The 17015-nt window shown below is 68.4% G+C and carries 15 protein-coding genes; 2 read left to right on the top strand and 13 right to left on the bottom strand.

Features of this window, described 5'->3' with window-relative positions; all coding sequences use genetic code 11:
• Positions 1–23: 23 nt before the first annotated feature.
• Entirely contained in the window at positions 24–797 is a 774-nt protein-coding gene (locus tag AC1Z3O_RS34695; RefSeq protein ID WP_483521782.1) for a molybdopterin-dependent oxidoreductase, read from the bottom strand.
• Positions 798–826: 29 nt separating this feature from the next.
• On the bottom strand, positions 827–1447 hold the full coding sequence (locus AC1Z3O_RS34690; RefSeq protein WP_483522149.1) for a cytochrome b/b6 domain-containing protein: 621 nt from the start codon (positions 1445–1447) through the stop codon (positions 827–829).
• 281 nt (positions 1448–1728) lie between these two features.
• On the opposite strand from AC1Z3O_RS34690, the gene AC1Z3O_RS34685 reads away from it, so the two are divergent.
• Both AC1Z3O_RS34685 and AC1Z3O_RS34680 read left to right on the top strand, forming a co-directional pair.
• Positions 1729–2667 (top strand): LysR family transcriptional regulator, encoded by a 939-nt coding sequence (locus AC1Z3O_RS34685; protein WP_483521780.1) that lies wholly within the window; start codon positions 1729–1731, stop codon positions 2665–2667.
• A gap of 148 nt (positions 2668–2815) precedes the next feature.
• Entirely contained in the window at positions 2816–3289 is a 474-nt protein-coding gene (locus AC1Z3O_RS34680; protein WP_483521778.1) for an aminoacyl-tRNA deacylase, read from the top strand.
• A 148-nt stretch (positions 3290–3437) separates the two neighbouring features.
• Here AC1Z3O_RS34680 and AC1Z3O_RS34675 read toward each other — a convergent pair whose 3' ends face one another.
• From AC1Z3O_RS34675 to AC1Z3O_RS34625, 11 genes are all read right to left on the bottom strand, one after another.
• Positions 3438–4367 carry a DMT family transporter gene (locus AC1Z3O_RS34675; RefSeq protein ID WP_483521776.1) on the bottom strand — a complete coding sequence of 310 codons (930 nt, stop codon included), beginning with the start codon at positions 4365–4367 and terminating at the stop codon, positions 3438–3440.
• Positions 4364–5608, bottom strand: coding sequence for a Zn-dependent hydrolase (locus AC1Z3O_RS34670; RefSeq protein ID WP_483521774.1), 1245 nt, complete (start codon positions 5606–5608; stop codon positions 4364–4366). The genes AC1Z3O_RS34675 and AC1Z3O_RS34670 overlap by 4 nt, the downstream gene beginning before the upstream one ends.
• Positions 5609–5666: 58 nt before the next feature.
• Complete coding sequence (locus tag AC1Z3O_RS34665) at positions 5667–6740, bottom strand: histone deacetylase family protein (RefSeq protein ID WP_483521772.1); 1074 nt, start codon at positions 6738–6740, stop codon at positions 5667–5669.
• Between the two features lie 73 nt (positions 6741–6813).
• A complete protein-coding gene (locus tag AC1Z3O_RS34660) occupies positions 6814–8544 on the bottom strand; it encodes a thiamine pyrophosphate-binding protein (protein ID WP_483521770.1) in 1731 nt (576 codons plus the stop codon).
• Entirely contained in the window at positions 8541–8855 is a 315-nt protein-coding gene (locus AC1Z3O_RS34655) for a cupin domain-containing protein (protein WP_483521769.1), read from the bottom strand. Before AC1Z3O_RS34655 ends, AC1Z3O_RS34660 begins: the two co-directional genes overlap by 4 nt.
• Before the next feature lie 54 nt (positions 8856–8909).
• A complete protein-coding gene (locus tag AC1Z3O_RS34650; RefSeq protein ID WP_483521768.1) occupies positions 8910–10172 on the bottom strand; it encodes a 4-aminobutyrate--2-oxoglutarate transaminase in 1263 nt (420 codons plus the stop codon).
• Between the two features lie 58 nt (positions 10173–10230).
• Positions 10231–11898, bottom strand: a complete 1668-nt coding sequence (locus AC1Z3O_RS34645) for an ABC transporter ATP-binding protein (RefSeq protein ID WP_483521766.1) — start codon at positions 11896–11898, stop codon at positions 10231–10233.
• Between the two features lie 12 nt (positions 11899–11910).
• On the bottom strand, positions 11911–12750 hold the full coding sequence (locus AC1Z3O_RS34640; RefSeq protein WP_483521764.1) for an ABC transporter permease: 840 nt from the start codon (positions 12748–12750) through the stop codon (positions 11911–11913).
• A complete protein-coding gene (locus tag AC1Z3O_RS34635; protein ID WP_483521762.1) occupies positions 12747–13751 on the bottom strand; it encodes an ABC transporter permease in 1005 nt (334 codons plus the stop codon). Before AC1Z3O_RS34635 ends, AC1Z3O_RS34640 begins: the two co-directional genes overlap by 4 nt.
• A gap of 153 nt (positions 13752–13904) precedes the next feature.
• A complete protein-coding gene (locus AC1Z3O_RS34630) occupies positions 13905–15521 on the bottom strand; it encodes an ABC transporter substrate-binding protein (protein ID WP_483521760.1) in 1617 nt (538 codons plus the stop codon).
• Between the two features lie 101 nt (positions 15522–15622).
• Positions 15623–16966, bottom strand: coding sequence for an ArgE/DapE family deacylase (locus AC1Z3O_RS34625; RefSeq protein WP_483521758.1), 1344 nt, complete (start codon positions 16964–16966; stop codon positions 15623–15625).
• Positions 16967–17015 lie beyond the last annotated feature (49 nt).

Raw genomic sequence — 17015 nt, 5'->3', positions numbered from 1 at the left:
ACCGCGCCGGCCCGGGCCGACGGTCAGGAACCGCCGAACCAGTTGTATCCCTGGTCCTCCCAGTAACCGCCGGGATACTTATTGGTGACGAAGAGGGCAACGATATGCTTGGGGTTCTTGTAGCCCAGCTTGGTCGGCATGCGTAGCTTCATCGGGAAACCGTACTTCGCCGGCAGGCGCGCGCCGTCATAGGTGAACGTCAGCAGGGTCTGTGGATGCAGCGCGGTAGGCATGTCGATGCTTTCGTAATAGTCGTCCGCGCAGCGGAATCCCACGTACTTGGCCGTGGTGTCCGCGCCGATGCGTTCCAGGAACGTCGAGAAACGGACGCCGCCCCATTTGCCGATCGCGCTCCAGCCCTCCACGCAGATGTGCCGCGTCACCTGCGCGGTCTGCGGCAGCGCGTACAGCGCATCGAGCGTCCACGGCGCCTTGCGCTCGACCAGGCCGCCGACCTCCAGGCGGAACGACTCCGCATCCACCTCCGGCACCTCGTCCAGCCCGTAATAGGCGTTGAAGGGGAACGGCCGCGTGATCATCGATTCGGGATAGGTCGGCGCCAGCCGTTTAGGATCGAACAGCCAGCCCTGCACGCGATCGTTGAAGCGTGAAACCGCCATCAGGAAGGCCTGCACCGAGTCGTTGTCGGTGATGCTGCAGCCGCTGAGCAGCAGCAATCCGCCCAGCGTCAGCACGCGGCGCCCGAACAGGCGTCGCGAGGGCATCTCGAGTTCACGCTCGGCGTCGCGCAAGATCAGCCTGCGGTCAAGCCTGGCGATACGTCCTCGCTCGTTCACATCAGCGCTCCGTTCCGTTGACGCGCGGCTCAGCGGCCGCGCAGCATGATGACGAGGGTGCGCGGCACCACCAGCACCATCGCCACATGCACCACAATAAACAGCGCGATCAGGCTCATGCCCGTGAAATGCACCCAGCGTGCCGCGTCATAGCCACCCATCAAGGTGCGCAGCAAGGGAAACTGCACGGACTTCCAGATCGCCAGCCCCGATATCACCGTGAGCGCGATGACCAGCACCACCCCCAGGTATAGCAAGCGCTGCGCGGCGTTGTATTCGGCAAGATCGGGATGCGCAAGCCTGCCGCGCAAGGCCGCCACGACATCGCGCAGGGCGCCGCCCACCGACAGCGGCATGAAACGCCGCCACAGGCGGCCGGTGGCCACGCTCATGACCAGATAGACGATGCCATTGGCGACCAGCAGCCACATCGCGGCAAAGTGCCATTGCAGCGCGCCGGCCAGCCAGCCGCCAAGCGTGATGCTGTTGGGAAAGTGGAATGCGAACAGCGGAGAGGCGTTGTAGATACGCCAGCCGCTGAGCATCATCACGATGACGGCGAGCGCGTTGATCCAATGCGTGATCCGTACCCACGCCGGCTGGATGACCGGCGCCGCTGGCTCGCGCGTTGCGCGCCGCGAACCCCGCACCGGGGGCGCAGCTTCCACGATCTTGCTCCAGAGTCGCGGCGGCGCGCTCACCCGCTCACCGATAGCGGCGCGCACCCCGCATCTCCTTGACAATAGAGCGTGGCGAGGAAAGGGCAAGGAAGGGGCAAGGAAGGCGCCGGTTTAGAATGCGGGGCCCGCACGCCGCTTCCAGGCAAGCGCCCCGTGACGGGGCCGGCGCCCCGCGCGCCAGCGCGGATCGTGTCGCAATCGCCGCTTTCCCGGGACTCGCCAGCCTGCCAGCCGCCCTATGGACCCGCCCGATGGACCTTAACGCCCTGCGCCTGTTCGTCGACATCGTCGACGCCGGCAATCTCAGCGCCGCCGCGCGCAAGCTCAAGATGACCCGCGCCAATGTCAGCTACCACCTGCGCGCGCTCGAGGAGGAACTGGGCGTGCAGCTGCTGCGCCGCACGACACGCCATGTCGAGCCCACCCCGGTAGGCGCCGGCCTCTACGAGCATGGGCGCAACATCCTCGGCGAGGTGGCGGCCGCCAATGCACTGATCAGCAATATGGGAAAGAGCCTGCAGGGCCATGTGCGGCTATCGGTGCCGACGGGGCTCGGGCATGCGCTGCTCTCGCCGCTGCTGGTGCAGTTCAAGCAGCGCTACCCGGACATCGTGCTCGATGTGGTCTTCGACAACCGCATCCACAACCTGGTCTCGGAGGATGTGGAAGTGGCGCTGCGGATCATCTCCACGCCACCGGACTCGGTGGTGGCCACCGAGATCGGCGAGGTCGACTGGGTGGTGTGCGCATCGCGCGAATACGCCGGGTCCCACCCTGCGCCGCGCCTGCTGTCCGACCTGCAGTCCCATGCCATCGTGTGTGCGTCGCCGGTCGGCCAGAAGCTCAAGGCCTTCGGCGTGCGCGGCGAAGGTGCGGGCGCGGCGCGCGAGCAGGTGGCGCTGGAGCCCACCCTCAGCTCGGAGAACTTCGCCTTCCTGAAGGAAGCGGTCGTGGCCGGCCTGGGCATCGGCATCTTCCCCCTCTACGCGATCGGTGCCGAGCTGGGCAGCGGCGCGCTGCGGCCCATGCTGACGGACTACCGCGTCAGCGTGTTCGGCAGCCGCCTATATATGCTGACCATGCCCAACCGCTACCAGACGCTGGCCACGCGCTACCTGATGAACTTCCTGAAGACCGAGCTGCAGGCCCTCTGGCCCCGCCTGTGCGTCGTGCCCGACGACGTGCGCTGAGCGCCCTGCGCAGGCGCCGCTGACGACGCCACGCCGCCAGGGCACCGCGATTGCGGGCGCAGGCACTATAGTAGGAACACAAGGAAAACTTGTCGCTAGTTCGTAATGCGGGCGCCGCCAGCGCGTGGCGGCCGCGAGGAGACGCATCATGGCACTGGCTGGCACCCTGGCTAACCGCCTGAATGACAGGCACAGCCCTTACGACCTGCTCCATCACCCCTACACGCTCAGCAGCATGGCCACTGCCGAAGCCGCGCACGTACCCGGAGACCGCCTGGCCAAAACCCTGTTGCTGGAAGATGACCGCGGCTATGTGGCTGTGGTGATACCTGCCAGCCACCACCTGCAACTCGCGGCCCTGTGCGAACAGACCGGCCGCCAGCTCGTGCTGGCCCACGAGGACGAGATCCGCGAGATATTCAAGGACTGCGAACTGGGCGCCATCCCGCCGGTGGCGATGGCCTACGGCATGCAAACCTACCTGGATGACACATTGCTCAAGCATCCCGACGTGTACTTCGAAGCGGGGAACCATCAGGATCTCGTGCACATGAGCACGGATGCCTTCCTCGACCTCATGGGCGATGCGGAGATCGGGCACTTCGCGCGGCGGATGATGTAGGCGCCACAGCGCGGAAACACAGTGCGACAAGGGCGGCCGCGTTGCGCGGCCGCCCTTTTGTTTTCTTGCAGCTATCGCTACTGCAGGCTGACGCCGGCTTGCTTGACCCCTTGCCAGTCGGGCAGGACGTGCAGATCGGGCGCAAAGCTCATGGCCTGGGTATCTCGGAAAGGGCAGGCGAGCGGCGCAGGCCGGCACGCGCCGGCAGCGCCAGGGTCAGGCCGGCGCCCATGATCAGGGCAATGCCGGCCATGGCCAGCCCGTCCGGCCAGCGCCCGAACCACAGCGCGCTGTAGACCAGGGCCAGCAGCAGATGGAAGTAGTTCAGCGGCGCCAGCGTCGACGCTGGCGCGCGCTGCAGCGCGAAGATCAGCAACACCTGCGCGGCGGCACTCATCAGGCCCATGGCCAGCATCGCGCACCAGTCAGCCAGGCTTGGCCAGGCCGCCGGCGGGAAGAACGGTGCCGGCACGCCGGTGGCCAGCAGGCAGATCACGGCGGCGAAGCCGTACTGCACGCCGGCATCGACGCGGCCCGCCATGCGCCGCGTCAGCAGTTGCAGCAGGGCATGGGCGAGCGCCGCGGCCAGCATCAGCACGGTGCCCAGTACCGGCAACTGCCCGCCCGGCCGCACGATCAGCAGCATGCCGCCGAAGCCGGCCGCCACCCCCAGCCACTGCCGCGCACCGACTCTCTCGCCCAGCATCCAGGGCGACAGCGCCACCACCACCAGCGGCGCCATGAAGTAGATGGCCGTGGCCTCGGCCAGCGGCATCCACAGCAGCGCGGTCATGAAGCAGGTTCCCACCACCGCCAGCATCAGGCCGCGCAGCACCAGCAGGCCCCGGTGCGGGGTGTCCCACCAGCGCGAGCGCCCACGCGCGGCCAGCAGGCCGAGCGCCACGGCGAAGGTGGCGCCATAGCGCACCGCATTGAGAAAGGGAGCCGGGTAGCGTCCGACCAGGTGCTTGGCGGTGGCGTCGACGGTGGCGAACAGCCCCACCACGCACAGGAAGATCAGGGCCCCGGTGCGCCACCCGGCCGCCGGCCCTGGCGCACCCTGCCCCCCGATGCTCATCGCGAGGCCCGCGCCAGCATCGCGCCCAGCAGCACGTTGGCGCCGGCTGCCAGGTGCTCGGGCTTGGCGTCCTCGACCTCGTTGTGGCTGATGCCGTCCTTGCAGGGCACGAAAATCATTGCCGTGGGCGCCACGCCCGCGATATAGACGGCATCGTGGCCCGCACCGGTGACGATGTCCTGGTGCGCATAGCCGTGCGCGGCAGCTTGTGCGCGAACCTGCGCCACCAGTTCGGGCGCGAACGGCGTCGGCGCGAAGTACTGCACGTCCTCGATGCCCACGTCGAGCGCGGTGCCGGTGGTCTCGCCCGACGCCAGCGCCTTGCAGGCACTGCGAAAGCGCGCGTCCATGCGCGCGAGCTGCTCCGCATCCTCATGGCGCAGGTCGACGGTGAACTGGACCCGGCCGGGGATCACGTTGCGCGAGGCCGGATGCACCTTGACCACGCCGACCGTGCCCCGTCCGTGCGGAGCGAACTCGCGGCCGATGCGCACCACTTCCTGCATCAGGAAGGTGGCGCCGTACAGCGCATCGCGCCGCAGCGGCATCGGCGTGGGGCCGGCGTGCGCCTCCATGCCGGTCACCGTGACGTCGTACCAGCGCAGGCCGAGCGATCCGGTCACCACGCCGATCACATTGCCCTGCTGCTCGAGGATCGGCCCCTGCTCGATATGTGCCTCGAAATAGGCGCCGACGGGACGCCCGCCCACCTCGGCCTCGCCCGCGTAGCCGATGGCGCGCAGCTCGTCCTCGACGCGCTTGCCCTCGGCATCGGCGGCATCGAGCGCGGTGCGTAGCGGGAAAACGCCGGCGAACACGCCCGAGCCCATCATCACCGGCACGAAGCGCGTGCCTTCCTCATTGGTCCAGATCGCCAGCTCGAGCGGCGCCTCGGTTTCGATACCGTGGTCGTTGAGCGTGCGCATCACCTCCAGGCCGGCGAGCACGCCATAGCAGCCGTCGAACTTGCCGCCGGTCGGCTGAGTGTCGATATGGCTGCCGGTCATGACCGGCGGCAGCATCGCGTTGCGGCCGGCGCGGCGCCCGAAGATGTTGCCCAGCCGGTCCACCGTCACCGTCAGGCCGGCCTCGCGCATCCAGCCGCACACCAGGTCACGCCCTTGCCCGTCGAGCGCCGTCAGCGCCAGGCGCGCATTGCCACCCTTGGGCGTGGCGCCGATCCTGGCCAGGTCCATCAGCGACTGCCACAGCCGCTGCCCGTTGATCTGCAAAGTCGTCATGCGGATTCTCCGTGTTGGGTTGCCGTGCCGGCGCCGTCCCCGGCGCCATCCAGTGCTTTCAAGCCGCCACCGGCATGAAGCCGGACAGGAAGGCATCGAGTGCGAGGCCGATGGCGTCGACCTCGTAGCCGCCCTCCTGCACCACCACCGTCGGCACGCCGAGCGCATTGATGCGCTCGCCGATGCCGCGGTAGGCCTCCATGCCCAGGCGCAGCACGCTGATGGGGTCGTGCTTGTAGGTATCGAATCCCAGCGCCAGCACCAGGGCCTGCGGACGGTAGTCGCGCAGCGCGTCGAGCGCGCCGTCGAGCGCGCCCAGGAAGGCGCCATCCTCGGTGCCGTGGGCGAGCGGGAAATTCAGGTTGTAGCCGTAGCCGGCACCGTAGCCGCGTTCGTTGGCGTAGCCGGTGTAGAAGGGGTAGTAGCCGCTCGGGTCCGCATGCAGCGAGATCGTCATCACGTCGGCACGCTGGTAGAAGATCTGCTGCGTGCCGTCGCCATGGTGAGCGTCGACGTCCAGCACCGCCACCTTGCCGAAGCGCTTGAGCAGGGTTTCGGCGGCGATCGCCGAGTTGTTGACGTAGCAGAAGCCGCCGGCGCGGTCGCTGTGCGCGTGGTGGCCCGAGGGCCGGCACAGCGCGTAGGCCAGCCCGCAGCGGTGCTGCTGCTCGCCCACGTGCAGCGCTGCCGCCACCGCACTGTGCGCCGAGCGCAGGATGGCGCGCCAGCTGTCCGGGCCGAGCGGGCAGCTCAGGTCACCGAGGTAATAGCCCGCGCGGGCGATCACCGAGTCCGCCGGGCACGGTGCACGGCGCGCCTGGTCGACGCTGCCGTTGTGGTAGGGCGACAGGTTGGGCAGCACCTCGATGCCCGGTGCGAAGTCCGGCTTGGCCAGAGTCTGCCAGTCGGCATAGGCCCGCTCGAGGAAGTCGAGATAGGCCGGGCTGTGCACGGCCTCCAGCGGTGCGCGGCCGTAGTCCGGCGGCGCGGCCAGCGCGATGCCGCGGCCGGCGAGCGCGCCCTGCAGCGCCGCGGCGCGCGCGGGCACGTCGGTCGGCTCGCAGATCCGGCCCGCGCGCATGAACTGGCGCGGCTGGTGCAACAACTGGTCATCGGAGAAGAAGGCGCGCATCTTGTTGTGTTCTCTTGTTCTCTTGGTAAGCGCGCGGACCGCGGCCGGCCCGCGCCGTTGCAGGTGGCGCGGATCAGCGCGCACCTGCCTGCGCCCGCTGCGCGAGTGCCGCCGCGCGGATGCCCGACAAGGTCTGGCCGGGGGCGATGCCGTCCGGCTCGTAGCGCATCTCGATCAGCGCTGGCAGGCTGTGTTCGCGCGCGAAGGCCAAGGCGCGCTCCAGCGCCGGGCCGAACTCGGCATCGCTGTGCACCACCTCGCCATGACCGCGATAGGCGCGCACCAGCTCGGCGAAATCCGGGTTGTCGAAGTCGAGCGCGATGGTGCGGCCCGGGAATTCGCGCTCCTGGTGCGCGCGGATCGTGCCCCACATGCCGTTGTTGAAGACCAGCACGACGATGCCGAGCCGATATTGCATCGCCACGCCCAGCTCCTGCAGGTTCATCTGGAAACAGCCGTCGCCGGCATAGCAGACCACGGTCCGCTCCGGATGCTCCAGCTTGGCCGAGATCGCGGCCGGCAGCCCGTAGCCCATGGAGCCCACCGTCGGCGCCAGGCTGGTGCCCGGCCCCTTGAAGCGGTAGTAGGTGTGCGGGAACAGCGCGTAGTTGCCGGCGCCCACCGTGACGCAGGCATCCTCGGGCAAGCGCTCGCGCACCACGCAGGCCGCCTGGTTCAGGTTGAGCGGCCCGGGCGCGGGACGCGGCTGCTGGTGGGCGAGGAAATCGGCGTTGGCCGCGCGTGCCAGTCCGCGCCAGGCGGGCTCGCCGGCCGGCCGCAGCGCCGCCGCGGCGGCGGCGAAGGAGACCACGTCGGCCGCAACCGGCAGCTCGGCGCGGAACACGCGCCCGAGTTCATCGGCTGCGGGATAGACATGCACCAGCGTCTGCCGCGGCAGCGGGCTCTCTACCAGCGTGTAGCCCTCGGTGGTCGCCTCGCCCATGCGGGTGCCGACCGCCATCAGCAGGTCGGCCTCGCGGATGCGCGCGCGCAGCGCCTCGTCCATGCCCCAGCCGACGTGTCCGGCATAGTTGGGATGGTGGTTGTCGAAGCACTCCAGCCGGCGCCAGGCCACGCCCACCGGCAGGTCGAAGCGTTCCGCGAAGGTCTCCATGTCGCGCATGGCCTGCGGCGTCCAGCCGGAACCGCCGACCAGCAGGAAGGGCCGGCGCGCCTGCGCCAGCAGCGTCTGCAGCGCATCGAGCGCGGACGGCGCAGGCGCGCTGCGCGCGCGCTGGTAGCGCGGCATGTCGGCCACGGTGGCGCGACCCCACAGCGTGTCCTCGGGCAGCGCCAGCACCACCGGGCCGGGCCGCCCGCTGGTCGCCACCGCGAAGGCGCGCGCGATGAACTCGGGGATGCGGTCGGTGCGGTCGATCTGCGCCACCCACTTGGCCATCTGCCCGAACATGCGGCGGTAGTCGATTTCCTGGAAGGCCTCGCGCTCGATGAAGTCGTTGCCGACCTGGCCGACGAACAGGATCATCGGCGTGGAGTCCTGGAAGGCCGTATGCACCGCGATGCTGGCGTTGGTGGCGCCTGGCCCGCGCGTGACGAAGCAGATGCCCGGCTCGCCGGTCAGCTTGCCATAGGCCTCGGCCATATAGCCGGCCCCGCTCTCCTGGCGGCAGACGATCGGCTGGATCGCGTCCTGGTGGTCATAGAGCGCATCGATGCAGGGCAGGTAGCTCTCGCCCGGCACCAGGAAGACGCGCTTGACACCCTGGATGCGCAGCTGCTCGACCAGGATCTGGCCGCCGTTGCGCTCGTGCGCGGGCGCCTGGCCTTGTGAGGTTCCGCTCATGGCGTCGCCTCCCCGGCGGCCGCCGGCCGCTTGATCTCGATTTCGACGAAGACGCATTCGCCTTCGTGGGCGTTGATCACATTGTGCTCGACGCCCGCGGGCCGGTAGTAGGCCTGCCCTGCCACCAGCTGGCTGATGACCTCGCCGGCCGGCGTCTGCAGGCGCAGCGGCCCGCTCGTCATGGGCACCACCACGTAGTCGTAGCCGTGGCGGTGGTGGCCGGTCTCGGCCCCCGGCGCGAAGCGCCACTCGGTCACCGTCACACGTTCATTGTCGACCTGCACGGTCGGCACTGCCTGGGCTCTTGTCATCTCGGTTCTCCGCTGTATCCCTGTCTGCCGCTTCAGCTCCAACACATCAGCGCATCAGCGCGCCAGCACGTCGGCCAGGATGTCCAGCCCCTCGTCCATCACCGCATCGGGAATGGTGAGCGGAAACAGGAAGCGGATCACGTTGCCGTACACGCCGCACGACAGCAGCAGCAGGCCGCGCTCCAGCGCGCGGCTCTGCACCTCGCGCGTGAAGGCAGCATCGGGGCTGCCGTCGGCCTGGCGGAACTCGACCGCCACCATGGCGCCCAAGCCGCGCACCTCGGCAATCTGCGGCACGCGCGGCTTCAGGCTCTCCAGCCTGGCCATCAGGCGCTCGCCCAGCGCCGCGCCGCGCGCCGGCAGCTTCTCCTCCTCCAGCACGTCCAGCACCGCCAGCGCGGAAGCCACGGCCAGCGGATTGCCGGCATAGGTGCCACCCAGGCCGCCGGGCGCCGGCGCATCCATCACCTCGGCGCGGCCGCACACCGCCGACAGCGGCATGCCGCCGGCCAGGCTCTTGGCCATCGTGGTCAGGTCGGGCACGACGCCGTAGTGCTCCATCGCGAACAGCTTGCCGGTGCGGCCGAAACCCGTCTGCACTTCATCGGCGATCAGCAGGATGCCGTGCTCGTCGCAGATTGCGCGCAGCGCCTCGACGAAGGCGGGCGGCGCCACGTTGAAGCCGCCCTCGCCTTGCACCGGCTCGAAGATGATCGCGGCCACACGCCGGGGATCGACGTCGGCCTTGAACAGGTGCTCCAGGCACTTCAGCGAATCCTCCACCGTGACGCCGTGCAGCTCACAGGGATAGGGCGCGTGGAAGACCTCGCCCGGGAAGGGGCCGAAGCCCACCTTGTAGGGCACCACCTTGCCGGTCAGCGCCATGCCCATCATGGTGCGGCCATGGAAGCCGCCGGAGAAGGCGATCACACCGGGGCGGCCGGTGGCCGCGCGCGCGATCTTGATCGCGTTCTCCACCGCCTCAGCGCCGGTGGTGAAAAAGGCGGTCTTCTTGGCGAAGCGGCCCGGCGCGCGCGCATTGATCTTCTCGGCCAGCTCGACATAGCTGGCGTAGGGCACGATTTGGTACGCGGTATGGGTGAAGCGCGCCAGCTGCCGCTCAATGGCCTGCACCAGCCGCGGGTGGCGATGGCCGGTATTGAGCACGGCGATGCCGGCGGCGAAGTCGATATAGCGCTTGCCCTCGACGTCCCAGATCTCGGCGTTGTCGGCGCGGTCGGCGTAGAAATTGCACATCACACCCACGCCGCGCGGGGTGGCGGCATCCTTGCGGCGAACCAGTTCGGCATTCTTCATCTGTGTGGCTCCATCGTGTCGGGTACGGCAGGTATTGCGATTACGGGGTTGCCGTCGCCTAGGCGGCGGCGCGGATCGAGGACGGGTCCCATTCCTTGCCGGGAATGGCACCGATCAGGCGCTGCGTGTACGGGTGCTGTGGGGCATCGAAGATCTGCCCGGGCGGGCCCGCTTCGACGACCTTGCCCTTGTGCATCACGATGACCTGGTGGCAGATCTGCGCGGCCACGCGCAGGTCATGGGTGATGAAGATCAGGGCGATGTCCAGCTTGCGCTGCAGCGTGTCGAGCAGAGCAAGCACCTGCGCCTGCACCGACACGTCGAGCGCGGAGACCGATTCGTCGGCCACCAGCAGCTTGGGCTCCAGCGCCAGCGCGCGCGCGATGCCGATGCGCTGGCGCTGCCCGCCGGAGAACTGGTTGGGATAGCGGTCGAAGGCGCTGGCCTCCAGCCCGACCAGCTCCAGCAGCTCGCGCGCCCGGGCCTGCGCCTGTGCCGGCGGCACGCCGTTGGCCACAGGCCCGTCGCTGATGATGCGGCCCACCGTGTGGCGAGGGTTCAGCGAAGCGAAGGGATCCTGGAAGATCATCTGCACGTCGCGCCGCAGCGGGCGGAACTGGCGCTCGGACAGGCGCGCGATGTCCTGGCCGTCGAAGTGCAGCTCGCCGCCGTCGATGTCGGTCAGACGCAGCAGGCACTTGCCGATGGTCGACTTGCCGGAGCCCGACTCGCCGACAATGCCCAGCGTCTCGCCGCGCCGCACGGCAAAGCTGACGCCGTCGACCGCGTGGACCACGCGCTTGCGCGAGAACAGCCCGCCGCCCGAGACATAGGTCTTGCGCAGGTCGCGCACCGCCAGCACCACCTCGTCCCTGCCCTGGCCCTGGCCGCCGTCGCCGGCGCGGCCGTGCGGCACCGCGGCGATCAGCCGGCGCGTGTAAGGATGCTGCGGGTAGTTCAGCACCTGCGCCGCCGGTCCGGCCTCCACCAGCACACCCTTCTCCATCACGGCGACTCTGTCGGCGATCTCCGCGACGACACCGAAGTCATGGGTGACGAACATCACCCCCATGCCCTTCTCGGCCTGGATGCGCTGGATCAGCGCCAGGATCTGCGCCTGCGTGGTGACGTCGAGCGCCGTGGTGGGCTCGTCGGCGATCAGCAGCTTGGGCTCCAGCGCCAGCGCCATCGCGATCACCACGCGCTGGCGCTGCCCGCCGGACAAGCGGAAGGGATAGCTGTGGACCAGCGCAGCCGGGTCGGGCAGGCCGACGAAGTCGAGCAACTCGAGCACGCGGCGCATGCAGGCCTCGCCCGGGTAGGCGTGGTGCACGCGCATCACCTCGGCGATCTGCTCGCCGATGGTCATCACCGGATTGAGCGCGGATAGTGGCTCCTGGAACACCATGGCCATGTCCTTGCCGCGCATGCCCAGCAGCGTGGCTTCGTCCTGCGCCAGCAAATCGCGCCCCTCGAACAGGATCTGCCCGCTCTCCGGCTTCAGGTAGGACGGCAGCAGTCCCATGATGGCGTTGGCGCTCATCGACTTGCCGGAGCCCGACTCGCCGACGATGCACAGGATCTCGCCGGCGTGCAGGTCATAGGACACGTCGCGCACGGCGTAGGGCCGGTCCCCGCCCTTGGGCAAGGCGATCGACAGGTTGCGGATCGACAGCAGCGGGGCCGCCCCTTCGCGGGCGCCGTCCTTGTCTTGCATCAGATGCATGGCGTCTCTCTCCTACTCACCGCGGCGGCGCAGCTGCGGGTTCATGGCGTCGTTCAGGCCTTCGCCGATCAGGTTGATCGACAGCACCGTCAGCAGGATGGCCACGCCGGGCCACACGCTCATCCACCAGGCCTCGCGGATCATGGTGCGGGCCGCGCCGATCATGAAGCCCCAGCTCATCATGTTGCGGTCGCCCAGGCCGAGGAAGGCCAGCGCGGACTCGGTCAGGATGGCCGTGGCCACCATGAAGGAGGCCGAGACGATGATGGGCGACATCGCGTTGGGCAGGATCTGCGTGAGGATGATGCGCAGCGGCTTCTGCCCGATCACCACCGCGGCCTGCACGAACTCGCGCTGCTTCAGCGTGAGGAACTCGCCGCGCACCAGGCGCGCCACCGGCGGCCAGGACACCACGGAAATGGCGCCGACGATGGAGTAGATGGTCGGGTTGAAGATGGCCACGATCACCACCGCCATCGCCAGCTGCGGGATGGTCTGGAAGAACTCGGTGAAGCGCATCAGCACGTCGTCGATGCGGCCGCCGCAATAGCCGGCCACCGAACCGATCAGGATGCCGAACACCAGCGCCACCGCGGTCGAGATCACGCCCACCAGCAGCGAGACGCGCGCGCCGTAGACCAGGCCGGCGGTGATGTCGCGCCCGAGCATGTCGGTGCCGAAGGGGTAGGTGGTGTCGGTGAAGGGCCGCGTCAGCGGCTCGGCCACCATCAGCCAGGGCGAGTCCTCGTAGACCAGCGGCGCCAGCAGCGCCAGCGCGATCACGGCCAGCAGCACCAGCAGCCCGATCACGGCCCCGTAGTTGCGGCAGTAGCGAAGCAGGAAGGATTTCATGCCGCGGCTCCCTTGGCGCCCACGGCGATGCGCGGGTCGATGAATCGGTAGAGGATGTCGGTCAGCAGGTTGAAGAAGACCACCAGTGCCGAGGTGACGAAGAAGATGCCGAGCAGCAGCTGGTAGTCGCGCTGCAGCAGCGCGTCGAACATCAGCCGCCCGATGCCGGGCCAGGAGAACACGGTCTCGGTGAGCACGGCGCCGCCGGCCATCTGGCCGAGCTGGATGCCGGCGAAGGTGACCACCGGCAGCAGCGCGTTGCGCAGCACGTGCACTCTCACCACGCGGCCAGCCGGCACGCCCTTGGCGCGCGCGGTCTTGACGAAGTCCATGCCCATCACCTCCAGCATCGAGGCCCGCGTCAGGCGCACATAGACCGCCATGAAGAAGCAGCCGAGCGACACCGTCGGCAGGATCATGTGCAGGGCCACGTCCTTGACGCGCGCCAGGCCCGTGTAGCCGGCGCCCACGCTCTCCATGCCGAAGGCCGGCAGCCAGCCCAGCACCACCGAGAACAGGATGATGGCCATCAGCGACAGCCAGAACAGCGGCGTGGCGTAGAGCAACAGCGCGCCGGACATCACTGCGCTGTCCACCCAGCGGCGCCGGTTCTCGTAGCGCGTTCGCGCCGCCACCACGCCCAGCAGCACGCCCAGCACGATGGAGAAGAGGAAGGCCCCGCTCATCAGCAGGAAGGTGGCGGGCAGCCTGTCCAGGATCAGGTCGAGCACCGGCAGATGGTTGCGGTAGGAGTAGCCCAGGTCCAGCGTGGCCACGCCCTTCAGGTAGATGCCGAGCTGGGTCATGACCGGCTTGTCCAGGCCGAACTGCTCGCGCAGCTGGCCGACGAAGGCGGCATCGCCGGCTCCTGCTTCGCCGGCCAGCACCGTGGCGGGATCGCCCGGTGCCATCCGGATCAGGAAGAAGTTGATGATCACCACGCCGAGCACGACCACGACGGCCTTGGCAAGACGGGCGGAAAGGAAGGAGAGGAAGTTCACGGCTCGCTCCACACGGGCAAGGGCTGGCCCGTGCCCGGCGCGCCCCCTCAGGGGGAGCGCCGGGCACCTGCTGTTCGCGCCGGGCGGCGGCTGCCGGCCCGGCGGGGAGGAGGACGGTGCGCGCTGCCACTAGGTAGCGCGCACGGCCCGCACTCAGTTCTTCTCGATCGAGACGTTGTCGAAGGACTCGTTCAGGCCGATCGCCGTCGTCACGAGGTTCTTCACGTTCTTGCGGTAGAGCGTGGGAAACTCGATCTCGAACAGGTTGCCCGCGGCCACGTCGCTGGTCAGGATCTTCTGCACCTGGCTGTACATCTTCTGCCGCTCGGCCGGATCCATGGTGGCGCCGGCCTTGGCCCACAGCTCGTCGGCCTGTGCATTGCTATAGCCCTGCACGTTGGCGAACGGCGTACCCTTGACGATGTTGCGCGTCACGTAGAGGCGCTCCACGCCCAGCGCCGGGTCACCGTACTGGTAGGTGTAGGTGGCGGTCAGGTCGAAGTCCCAGTTGCTGACGCGGCTGGACCAGGTACCGGCGTCGGCCGACTCGATGCTGACCTTGAAGCCGAGTTGCTCCAGCATCTGCTTCATGTACTCATCGAGGCGGTCCCAGTTGGCGCCGTAGGACGAGGACAGGATCTTGACCGGATACTGGCCCACGTTGACGCCGGATTCCTTGATCAGCTCGCGCGCCTTCTTCAGGTTGAAGTCATAGGCCGGCATGTTCTTGTCGAAGAACAGCGTGGTCGACGAGAAGGGGCTCACCGCCGGCTTGCCCATGCCGAAGAAGATGTTGTCGACGATCAGCTTGCGGTTGAGCGCGTGCATCACCGCCTGGCGCACCTGGACGTTGTTGAACGGCGGCTTGCGCGTGTTCATCAGCAGGTTGGACATGGGCGCGAACATCTCCCAGCCCTTGGTGGTGTATTCCACATTGGGCAGCGCGCGCAGCCGCTTGACGTCGACGTTGTCGACATCGCCGCCGCGCAGCACCTGCACATCGCCCTTCTCGAAGGCGACGGCGCGCGAGGCCGAGTCCGGGATCACGTAGAACACCAGCTCGTCCAGGTAGGGCTTGCCCTTCTTCCAGTAGTTGGGGTTCTTCGCCAGCTTGATGTAGGCGCCCTTCTTCCACTCCTTGAAGACGAAGGGACCGGTGCCGATCGGCTTCTGGTTGGCCGGGTTGCTGCGATAGTCCGTGCCCTCGTAGATGTGCTTGGGCATCATCGGCATGGTGCCGGCCTCGAACATCGAGATGAAGGGCGGGAAAGGTTCCTTCAGCTTGATCTCGACCGTGGTGTCGTTGACCGCGCGGATCGACTCCATGTACTTATTGATGATGGCGCGCGCGCGCAGTTGCACCTCGCGCAGCATCTTGTCGACGGAGAACACCACGTCGGCCGAGGTGAACGGCTTGCCGTCGTGCCATTTCACCCCGCTCTGCAGCTCGAAAGTGTAGGTCAGGCCGTCTGGCGAGATCTTCCAGGACTTGGCCAGCTCCGGATGCGGCTTCAGGTCGGGACCGTAGGTCAGCAGGCTCTGGTAGATCTTGCCGGCCACGTACTGGGTTGGCGCCTGCGAGTTCATCGCGCTCACCAATGTGGGCGGCTCGGGCTGCACGATGCCGGACAAGGTGCCGCCAACGGTCTGCGCCGCGGCGCTGCCCGCCGGCACGGCCAGCACGGCGAAGCCGATGCCGGCCAGGGCCAGCGCCATCGAAGCCAGGCGAGCGCCCAGCCGCTGCTTCCGCAGTGGTGATTGGTGTGTCATCGTTCGGTTCCCTCTGAGTGTGTGCGTCGAAGTCGGTGGAGGATTGCTGTGAGGCAGTGAGGCCTGGAGCCGCGTGACGGCACGGCGAGCCATCGTGCGATTCAGCCGGCCGCGCCGGCCGGCTCGACGCCGCACCAGTCGTGGATGAACTGCGCCAGCGTGGTGGTCACGCGCACCATGCTGTCGATGGAAACGGACTCGTCGATGCCGTGGATGTTGCGCGCCTCCGGGCCGTAGCAGGTCACGGGGGTCTCCAGCATCAGCTTGAAGTGGCGGGCATCAGTGGTGGCGGTGGTGGCCTGGCGCCGCACCGGCTCGCCGTGGACCTTGCGATGCGCCTCGCCCAGCGCCGCCATGCTCGGGTTATCGAGATCGAATTCGCAGCCCGGCGCGTGGAAGCCCTCATAGCGGATGGCGAGGTCGAGATTGCTGTCCAGGCGCGCCAGCGTGGCGCGGATGCAGGCTTCGACTCTCGCCTTGGCATCGTTCACGTCCATGTCGGGGTAGAAGCCGATGCGCACGCCCAGCGTGCAGGTGCAGGGCACCGACGAATTCCACTCGCCGCCGTGGATCTGCCCGAGGTTGAAGTTGATCGGGTGCGCGTGCTCGCGATAGGCGGCGGGACGGTTCTGCGGCAGGTTCCACTCGGCCTCCAGCTCGCGCAGCCCCGCCATCACGGCAATGCCGGCCTCGACCGGATTGACGCCGCTGGTCATGTAGGCCGCGTGCGCCGGGCGTCCGGTCAGCTCCACGAACATCCAGAACACGCCCATCTGCGCGCTCATCAGGCATTCGCCCAGCGGCTCGGGAATCACCACCGTGTCGAACGAGGCCAGCTTGCCCGCGCCCACCGCGCTGCGCAACGCGGCGACTGTAGCCAGCGCGCCGTTGCCGGTGTTCTCTTCCTCCAGCACCGCGTTGAAACCGACCGCGCCGGCCGGGCGCACGCCCAGCTCGCCCAGCGCCTTGAAGGCGGCCAGCGCGCAGACGATGCCGGCCTTCATGTCGCCCGCGCCGCGGCCGTACAACCAGCCGTCCTCGACGAAGGGCGCGTACGGCGACTGGCGCCACATCGCATCCGGGCCGGTCGGCACCACGTCGAGATGGCCGTTGAACAGCACCGAACGTCCGCCCTGGCGCGCCGGACGATAGGCTGCGAGCAGGTTGTAGCGCCCGCCGTCCGGACAGCACGGCGGCGAAAACAGCGGCAGGTGCTTGAGCGAGTCCGTGTTCAGGTAGATGCGTTCCGCTTCCAGGCCCAGTGCCTGCAGCGCGTCCTCCATCACCGCGACCGCAGCTTGTTCCTGCCCCGAGGGACTGGGTGCCGCCACCAGCTGCGACAGCGTCTCGATCATGTAGGGCGTGAGCGCCTTCACGGCAGCGGCGATGGCCTCGGTGCGCAATGTCACGGCGCTGGTGTCGGCACGGCTTGCAGCGTCTTGCATGGGGACTCCACTGGCTGTCCGGGCAGGGGCCCGGGAAATCAGGGGGACC

This window comes from Cupriavidus sp. 09_S30 (assembly GCF_056930435.1).
This window is presented reverse-complemented; position numbering and strand designations above follow the sequence as displayed.

Excerpts from the sequence above, each read along its gene's own strand:
- AC1Z3O_RS34680 (WP_483521778.1), top strand. The coding sequence starts at position 2,816 with ATGGCACTGGCTGGCACCCTGGCTAACCGCCTGAATGACAGGCACAGC.
- AC1Z3O_RS34645 (WP_483521766.1), bottom strand. The coding sequence starts at position 11,898 with ATGCATCTGATGCAAGACAAGGACGGCGCCCGCGAAGGGGCGGCCCCG.
- AC1Z3O_RS34625 (WP_483521758.1), bottom strand. The coding sequence starts at position 16,966 with ATGCAAGACGCTGCAAGCCGTGCCGACACCAGCGCCGTGACATTGCGC.
- AC1Z3O_RS34655 (WP_483521769.1), bottom strand. The coding sequence starts at position 8,855 with ATGACAAGAGCCCAGGCAGTGCCGACCGTGCAGGTCGACAATGAACGT.
- AC1Z3O_RS34675 (WP_483521776.1), bottom strand. The coding sequence starts at position 4,367 with ATGAGCATCGGGGGGCAGGGTGCGCCAGGGCCGGCGGCCGGGTGGCGC.
- AC1Z3O_RS34685 (WP_483521780.1), top strand. The coding sequence starts at position 1,729 with ATGGACCTTAACGCCCTGCGCCTGTTCGTCGACATCGTCGACGCCGGC.
- AC1Z3O_RS34670 (WP_483521774.1), bottom strand. The coding sequence starts at position 5,608 with ATGACGACTTTGCAGATCAACGGGCAGCGGCTGTGGCAGTCGCTGATG.
- AC1Z3O_RS34665 (WP_483521772.1), bottom strand. The coding sequence starts at position 6,740 with ATGCGCGCCTTCTTCTCCGATGACCAGTTGTTGCACCAGCCGCGCCAG.
- AC1Z3O_RS34650 (WP_483521768.1), bottom strand. The coding sequence starts at position 10,172 with ATGAAGAATGCCGAACTGGTTCGCCGCAAGGATGCCGCCACCCCGCGC.
- AC1Z3O_RS34630 (WP_483521760.1), bottom strand. The coding sequence starts at position 15,521 with ATGACACACCAATCACCACTGCGGAAGCAGCGGCTGGGCGCTCGCCTG.
- AC1Z3O_RS34660 (WP_483521770.1), bottom strand. The coding sequence starts at position 8,544 with ATGAGCGGAACCTCACAAGGCCAGGCGCCCGCGCACGAGCGCAACGGC.
- AC1Z3O_RS34640 (WP_483521764.1), bottom strand. The coding sequence starts at position 12,750 with ATGAAATCCTTCCTGCTTCGCTACTGCCGCAACTACGGGGCCGTGATC.